The 7,282-nt window shown below is 68.1% G+C and carries 8 protein-coding genes; 3 read left to right on the top strand and 5 right to left on the bottom strand.

The window, feature by feature from the left end:
* Window positions 1-109: 109 nt before the first annotated feature.
* Window positions 110-742 carry a UPF0149 family protein gene (locus QZW52_RS17820; protein ID WP_294001147.1) on the bottom strand — a complete coding sequence of 211 codons (633 nt, stop codon included), beginning with the start codon at window positions 740-742 and terminating at the stop codon, window positions 110-112.
* 63 nt (window positions 743-805) lie between these two features.
* Between QZW52_RS17820 and QZW52_RS17815 the strand changes: the two genes are divergently transcribed.
* Together QZW52_RS17815 and QZW52_RS17810 are read left to right on the top strand one after the other, a co-directional pair.
* Window positions 806-1,063, top strand: a complete 258-nt coding sequence (locus tag QZW52_RS17815) for a YkgJ family cysteine cluster protein (RefSeq protein WP_294001145.1) — start codon at window positions 806-808, stop codon at window positions 1,061-1,063.
* Between the two features lie 74 nt (window positions 1,064-1,137).
* Window positions 1,138-1,761: a glutathione S-transferase family protein gene (locus tag QZW52_RS17810; RefSeq protein WP_294001143.1), complete on the top strand. Its 624-nt coding sequence runs from the start codon at window positions 1,138-1,140 to the stop codon at window positions 1,759-1,761.
* Between the two features lie 44 nt (window positions 1,762-1,805).
* Here the strand turns inward: QZW52_RS17810 and QZW52_RS17805 are convergent, their stop codons facing one another.
* The 3 genes from QZW52_RS17805 to QZW52_RS17795 form a co-directional block, all read right to left on the bottom strand.
* Window positions 1,806-2,615, bottom strand: a complete 810-nt coding sequence (locus QZW52_RS17805; protein ID WP_294001142.1) for a helix-turn-helix transcriptional regulator — start codon at window positions 2,613-2,615, stop codon at window positions 1,806-1,808.
* Window positions 2,616-2,758: 143 nt separating this feature from the next.
* Window positions 2,759-3,634, bottom strand: coding sequence for a DMT family transporter (locus QZW52_RS17800; protein ID WP_294001141.1), 876 nt, complete (start codon window positions 3,632-3,634; stop codon window positions 2,759-2,761).
* On the bottom strand, window positions 3,621-4,133 hold the full coding sequence (locus QZW52_RS17795; protein ID WP_294001139.1) for a methylated-DNA--[protein]-cysteine S-methyltransferase: 513 nt from the start codon (window positions 4,131-4,133) through the stop codon (window positions 3,621-3,623). The genes QZW52_RS17800 and QZW52_RS17795 overlap by 14 nt, the downstream gene beginning before the upstream one ends.
* A gap of 163 nt (window positions 4,134-4,296) precedes the next feature.
* Here QZW52_RS17795 and QZW52_RS17790 point away from each other — a divergent pair, with 163 nt between their 5' ends.
* The gene (locus tag QZW52_RS17790) at window positions 4,297-6,078 is read left to right on the top strand and encodes an alkaline phosphatase family protein (RefSeq protein WP_294001137.1); all 1,782 of its coding nucleotides are present in this window, start codon (window positions 4,297-4,299) and stop codon (window positions 6,076-6,078) included.
* Here QZW52_RS17790 and QZW52_RS17785 read toward each other — a convergent pair.
* The coding region (locus QZW52_RS17785; RefSeq protein ID WP_294001136.1) for an MFS transporter at window positions 6,058-7,282 on the bottom strand (1,225 nt) is incomplete at its 5' end. The two genes, QZW52_RS17790 and QZW52_RS17785, sit on opposite strands and share 21 nt — an antisense overlap.

The following is a 7,282-nucleotide window of genomic DNA, read 5'->3' as shown; positions in this document are numbered from 1 at the left end:
CGGCGTGGCCGCCACCGACGACGATGACGTCAAATGTGTCGGGGTAGAGCATCGGGCGCTCCGAGTGAGGACGGGGTGTCCGCACGGGGCGCGCGGACAAACCTCGATTTTAGTTTCGTGCGGCGACTGCGCGCGCGTGCAGCGCAGAGACCGCTTCCGGCACCATGCGGCTCAGCGCATCGCGGGCTTCGGACGACGCGATCATCTCCACCTGCTCCGGCGTCATGCTGTCCGGATCGCCGCCCATCAGGATGATCGGGGCCAGCAAGTCGGCCAGTTCCGGATCGTCGAACATGGCATTCCAGTGGTCCGGCGTCAGCGCCGCGGCGTGCAGGAAGCCGATGCACCACAGCTCGGCATCGACCACCACGTCCGAGGCGTCGTCGCTGCCGGGGATCTCGGCGATGCCGAACAGCGGCTCCAGCGTGTCCGGGCCTTCCTTCAACTGGCGGTCGATCGAGGCGAGGTGGCGCAAGGCGAGCTGCACGACGCGCTTGGTCTGCTTGCCGCTGGCGAAGGGCGAGCTTTCCGGGTCGTCGCTGTTCCACAGGCCGGGCACCCAGACATCGGCGTCCGGGAGTGTCGGCGTCAGCAGCAGGGCGGTGAGGTAGCCGTCGAGGCTTTCCATGTCCATGACCGACTCGTCCGTCGCGGCCGACAGCAGCAACTGGTCGAGTTCGTCCATCTCCGCTTCGGTCAGCGGCGGGTTGTCGAGGGCGGGGTTGTATTGGGGGTGTTTCACGTGGAACAGCGGGCGGGCCGCGGCAGGTCGGGGAGGCGGTCAGTGTGGCACGATCGGCCCACCATGGAATGCCGTCCCCGCTGCGCCGCCTGCTGCACCGCGCCCTCGATCTCCAGCCCGATTCCCGGCATGCCGAACGGCAAGCCGGCGGGTGTGCCCTGCATCCAGCTCGATGAGGATCTGCGTTGCCGGATCTTCGGTCAGCCGGAGCGACCGGCGGTCTGCGGCGGGCTGAAACCGGGTGCGGAGATGTGCGGCGACCACCGCGAGCAGGCGATGCGCTGGCTCGCCCGCATGGAAGACCTGACGCGGCCCGGCTGAATCTGCGCCATGCTGCAGGGGTCGCGCTGCGTCGGGTGGCGCGTTCCATCCACTGAACGACTGGAGTGTTCCACGTGAAACTGCACATCGCCTCCCGCGCCCCGAACCCGCGCCGCGTCCAGATGTTCCTCGCCGAGAAGGGCGTGTCGATCGAAACCGTCTCGGTGGCGATCAACACGCAGGAACACCGCACGCCGGAGTTCCTGGCCAAGAACCCGGTGTCCCGCGTGCCCGTGCTGGAGCTGGACGACGGGCGCTTCCTGGGCGAGACACGCGCCATCTGCACCTGGTTCGAGGGCCATCATCCCGAGCCGAACCTGATGGGTGTGGACGCCGAAGAGCGCGCCTTCATCGAGATGCACGACCGGCGCGCCGAGTTCTACTGCCTGCTGCCGATCGCGAACTGGATCCGCCATGTGCATCCGGGACTCGCTCCGCTGGAGCAGCCGCAGTTTCCCGAGTTCGGCCAGTCGCAAGCCGGAAAGTTGCCGGACCTGCTGCGGGTGTTCGACGTGGAACTGGCGTCGCGGCCGTACTGGGCTGGCGAGCGGTTCACCATTGCCGACATCACGGCGTTCTGTGCGATCGAGTTCGCGCGCGGGTTGATGAAATTCCGGCCCAGCGATCTGGGGCTGCTGCATCTGCAGGACTGGCGCGACCGCATCAACGCGCGGCCGAGCGCCAAGGCAGGCATGTGAACTCCGTGGCACGCGGTGCATGACCACCGCCACGACCACCACGGTCACGGTCTCGCTGCCCACCAGTGTGTGGGCGGGCAGCCAAGCCGCTGCGTACACACCCGCGTCAGCGCCGCCGGCGAGGTGTAGCCAACCGCTTCGGCCACGTCCTTCACCGCCCACCCTTGTGCCAGCCGCATCCGCGCCACGCGCAGCCGCCAGTCGGTGAGGTAATCGCCCGGCGGCACCCCGACCACCGCCCGGAACCGCGTCGCCAGCACCGTGCGCGACCAGCCGGTTTCGGCTGCCAGCGTCTGCAGCGTCCACGGCTCGCCGGGTCGGGCATGGACCGCGTCCAGCACACGCCGCAGCCGCTCATCCGACAGGGCACCGAGCAAGCCGACTTGCCCACGCGCCTGCTCGACCGCCTGGCGCAGCGTCTGCAGCACCAGCACCTCGGCCAGCCGCGCCAGCACCTCGCCATGCGCACCCGCGGCGGCCTCGTATTCGCCGACCAGCAGCGCCCAGGCGGCGGCCATCGGGCGTGGCATGTCGCGCACGGGCACCACGACCAGCGGCGGCAGCGCACCGATCAGCGGGTTCAGCGCCGGATCGCCGAAGCGCACGGGCGTACTCAGCAGCGTGGCGCCGCCGTCGCTCAGGGGGCGCAGCGTGTGGGCGGTGGGTGCCGGCAGCCAGACCAGCGCGGGTTGCAGCAGCGGCTGGTGCGGCTCGATCTGCACCGGTCCACGCAGCAGCAGGTGCAGCCAGCCGGGGCGGTGGGGGCCTGCGGTCTCCGGGGGGATTGGTGCCGGCAGCGGTGTTGGGTGGATCGAGCCGGTGTTCAGCGGGAAGTGCTGAAGCAGTGTTGCCAAGGAGTCGTGCATTCGCAGATTTTCTTTGGAATGAACGAACGATTAGCAAATCAAAATGCTAAATGTGTTGCTTATCGTTTAGATCACTCGATTGGTGCAATTTAGCAACTAATTTAGCTAATTTGTAATAAATTGAAACAAAATCAGCGGCCCCCAGGCCATCGAATCCACCCCGTGGACAGTCCCGTGCCGACCAGCACCACCGCCCCGCCAAGCAACATCGGCAGCGTCACCACTTCACCCAGGAACAGCGCACCCCAGAGTATCCCGAACACCGGGACGAGGAAGGTCACAGTCACCGCCCGCGAGGCACCGATGCGCGCGATCAACCGGAAAAAGAGCACGTAGGCCACGGCAGTGCAGCCGATCCCGAGTGCGGCGGCAGCGCCCCAGGCGAGCGCCCCCGGCGTCTGTACCGGCCAGCTCCACAGCGCGAAGGGGGTCAGCGCCACGGCCGAGACGATCTGCGAGCCGGCGGCGTTGACCATGGGGGGCACGCCGGTGAGGTACCGCTTGGTGACGTTCGCCGCGAAGCCATAGCAGGCGGTGGCTGCCACCATCGCCAGCAACGCCCAGCCGGAGCCGCCCGGCTTGAAGTCCGCCTTGTCCGCCGCCAGCAGCACGACGCCCGCCATGCCGATCATCAACCCGGCCAGCCGCCCTGCGCCGAGCCGATCGTGCAGCCAGACGGCACCGATCAGCGCGGTCATGATGGGCACGGTCGCATTCAGGATCGACGCCAATCCCGCCGTGATCGACAACGTTGCCCAGGCGATGAGCACAAATGGGATCGCGCTGTTGAACAGGCCCATGACCGTCACCACGCCGATCCGCGCGCGCAGCGCCCCCGCCTGGCCACGCCAGACGAGCAGCGGAAGCAGGCAGGCGGTGGCGATGGTCACGCGCAACCACATCAGCGGCAGGGCGCCAAAGGCGGGCGCGGCGTAGCGCATGAACAGGAACGAGCCGCCCCAGAGTGCGGCGAGCAAGGTCAGGTCGGCGAAGTCACGCGGTTTCAAAGGGGACTCCGGGTGCGTGGGCTTCAAAGGCGAGGAGGGCGCGCTTGCGGTCGAGGCCACCCGCGTAGCCGGTGAGCGCCCCCGTGCTGCCGACGAGGCGGTGGCACGGAATGACGAGGGACAGCGGGTTGCGCCCGGTCGCCGCGCCCACGGCCCGCGACGCCGACGGGCGCCCGAGTGCTGCGGCCAGCTCGCCGTAGGTGCGCGTGCAGCCGTGGCCGATGCGGCGGAGTTCGGCCCAGACGGCCTGCTGGAACGGGGTACCGATCGGGGCGAGCGGCAGGTCGAAACTGCGGCGCTGACCGGCGTACCAGGCGCGCAGTTGGGCCGCGGCTTCACGCAGCACAGGGTCGGCGTCGTCGCGCCGCCAGACAGGATCGGGACCGTTGAAATGGCGCTGGCCATCGAACCACACGCCTTGCAATCCGGTGGCGGAGGCCGCCAGGAACAGCGTTCCCTGCGGAGTTGACAAGGTGGTCCAGCATGTGCTTGTTTTCATGGTGAATCCGATCAAGAGCGGGTGGGCACCGGATCGATTATCCACAGCGGCGCACCTGTATCTGTGTGTGACACCCATGCCCCTGTTCGCGGGGGCGTGGCCGGGGCGCCATGTTCAATTCGAGTGGCGGTCTGCCCAGCCGGATCACCCGAGAACAGGGCTGTTGACGCCGCCCTGGTTTGTCAGATCAGGAAAAAAATGCAGGCGCATCAAATACTTGGTACTGATTCGTTTATTCGTGAGGGTGCCGGGTTTCTCGCCAAGGGATGCTCTGCGCGTGCGAACTGCACGGACCCCACTGGATTTGAACATGACAACGGCCCGTCACAAACGCCACTGGTCAAGGCCGTGTTGGGCGTATCCAATGTTTGCATCGTCATGCGCTGTTCGGGGAGAAAAAATGGGTCGCGCCAAAAAAGTATTGCTGCTGGAATTGAATGAAATCCATTGGCGGATTGTCGATCGGCTGATCGAACAGCGTGGCAGCGGGTTTTTGCCGAATTTCGAAAAACTCCGCAAGGAAGGCGCCTGGGCGGTGCAGTCGGCGGTGGAGCGGGCGCCGCTGCTGGACCCGTGGATCACCTGGGTGACGTTGCACACAGGGGTGCCGCCGGCGGTGCATGGGGCGTCGGTGCTGGAGCAGTCGGCGGCCTCGTTGCGTGCGCCGCGCACTTGGCAATATGCCGCCACCGCCGGGCGCAAGGTGGGCGTATTCGGCAGCATCAGTGCCTATCCGCCGCCGCCGCTGCACGGGTTTGTCGTGCCGGGTCCGTTTGCGCCGGGCGACGAGACACATCCACCGCGGCTGGCCCCGGTGCAGGCAGTCAACCGGCGCTACACGCAGGTCCATAACCAGACAACGCGAGCGCCTACTCTCGTTGAAAACACCAGAACGGCGGTGTCCTTGGTTCGCATGGGACTCCGCTGGGGCACGGTGGCCCAGGTGGCGGTGCAACTGGTGCGCGAGCGGCTGCACGCCGGACAACGCTGGCGCCGGGTCTGTCTGCAGCCGCGGCTGAATTTCGACATTTTCGCGTCGCTCTACCGCAAGGAGCGCCCGGATTTCGCGACCTGGCACAGCAACCACGCCGCGCATTTCATGCACCATTACTGGCGCGCCTGGGACGATGCGGCTTTTCGCGTCAAACCCTCGGCCAAGGAACGCCAGGAGTATGGCGAGGCGGTTCCGGAAGGGTATCGGCTGTGCGATGAACTGATTGGCCGGGCGATGGCCTTGCTCGAACCCGATACTGTGCTCGTGGTCGCCTCCAGCATGGGGCAACAGCCGTATGCGAGCGAGGTGTACCGGGCGGGAAAAGTCATTGTGCGGATCCGCGACATCGACGCCTTGCTGGCGGTGGTCGGGCGCGAGGGGATTTCCGAGGTGGTGCCGACCATGGTGCCGCAGTGGAATCTGCGCATCGAGAATGCGGCGCGCCGAGAGGCCGTGAAAACCGCGCTCGATACCGCATACCGCCAGCGTGACCTGCATGGCCCGCAGGGAGAAAAGCCCAGAGAAAACAGTGTGCAGCGCGAGGCGGCATTTTCCGTTCAGGAAACCGCCTCCATCCTGACGGTGACGCCGCTGGGCCTGACGCAGGCCGATCGGGATTGGCGGTATTGTTTTCCGCAGGCGGTCGGCGCCGATCCGCAGGGGTATCCGATCGAGTCGCTGATGGCGATCGATGCGCCCACGGTCAAGCAGGGGATGCACCACCCCGACGGGCTGCTGGCGTTTTATGGCGCGGGGGTGCGGCAAGGGGTGCGGCTGCCGGATTGCACCAACCTGGACGTGGCGCCGACCTTGCTCACGCTGATGGACGTGGCGGTGCCGGCGGTGATGCAGGGGCAGGTGCTGGGCTGCACCGAGGCGCTGGCGGCGCGTGCGCGGCTGGCGGCGGCCTCGGCGCCGGAGAAGCCGGCGTCACTGCCGCTGGCGGCCTGAGCCGGGGCCTGTGCCGGAGTCGGTGCTTGGGCGTACCATCGCCGGCCGCACCCAGCCCACCAGCAAGCCCGCTGCCAGCAGCGCGCAGCCTGCCGACACCCCGAACGCCGCACCCGGTCCCACCGACCCGTAGACCAGGCCGAACACGAGCGAAGCGGGCAGCAGCGCCAGTCCCGCGGTGAGGTTGAACCAGCCGAAGGCGGTGCCCTGGCGGCCGGCGGGGGCGAGATCGGCCACCATCGCCTTCTCGACGCCCTCCGTCGCCGCCAGGAACACGCCGTAGGCGGCGAAGGCGGCGTAGAGGGCTGGACCGGCGTGGGTCAAGGTGCCGAGCACGGCGTACACGGCGGCATAGGCCAGATAGCCGCCCACCAGCAGCCGCATCCGCCCGAAGCGGTCCGACAGCGCCGACAGCGGCGTGGCCAGCACCATCGCCACCGCCGAGAGTCCGGCCCACAGCAGCGGCACCTGTGCCTGCGGCAGACCGAGTTCGCGCGCCCGCAGCAGCAGGAACATGTTCGACGCATTGCCCAGCGTGAACACCCCCACCACCACCAGATAGCGCCGCAGCGCGGTCGGCAGGTCGCGCATCCGCCAGTCGAACGGCGGGCGGGTCGTGACGAGCCGCACCGCCGGTTCGCGCAGGCACAGCGCCAGCGCCAGGCACAGCACCGCCGGCACGATCGACCACACGAACACGTCCTGCAGCGCCATGCCGGAGCCGAGCAGCGCCGCGGCCAGCAGCGGCCCGATGACGGCGCCGGCGTTGTCCATCGACCGGTGCAGCCCGAAGGCGAGGCCGCGCCGCGCCGGGCCGACACTCGCGGCCAGCAGGGCGTCACGCGGCGACGAACGCAGCCCCTTGCCCACCCGGTCGATGAAGCGCAGTGCCAGCAATCCCGGCCAGCCCGTCACCAGCGCGATCAGCGGCCGAGTCAGTCCCGCCAGCCCGTAGCCGAACACGATCCACGGCTTGGTGCGCCGCGTGTGATCGACCACCACGCCCGAGAACAGCTTGAGCAGGCTGGCGGTGGCTTCGGCGACCCCCTCGATCAGCCCGAGCGTGCGCGGCCCGGCCATCAGCACCGACGACAGGTAGAGCGGGATCAGCGGATACAGCATGTCGGAGGCCGCGTCGTTGACCAGACTGATGAGTCCGATCAGCCAGACGGTGCGGGGCAGGGTGCGCAGGGAGGTCCACATG

Origin of the sequence: Sphaerotilus sp. (assembly GCF_013299175.1) — a bacterium.
GTDB lineage: Bacteria > Pseudomonadota > Gammaproteobacteria > Burkholderiales > Burkholderiaceae_C > Sphaerotilus.
The sequence above is the reverse complement of the archived record's forward strand: the minus strand, read 5'-3'. Positions and strand labels throughout refer to the sequence as shown.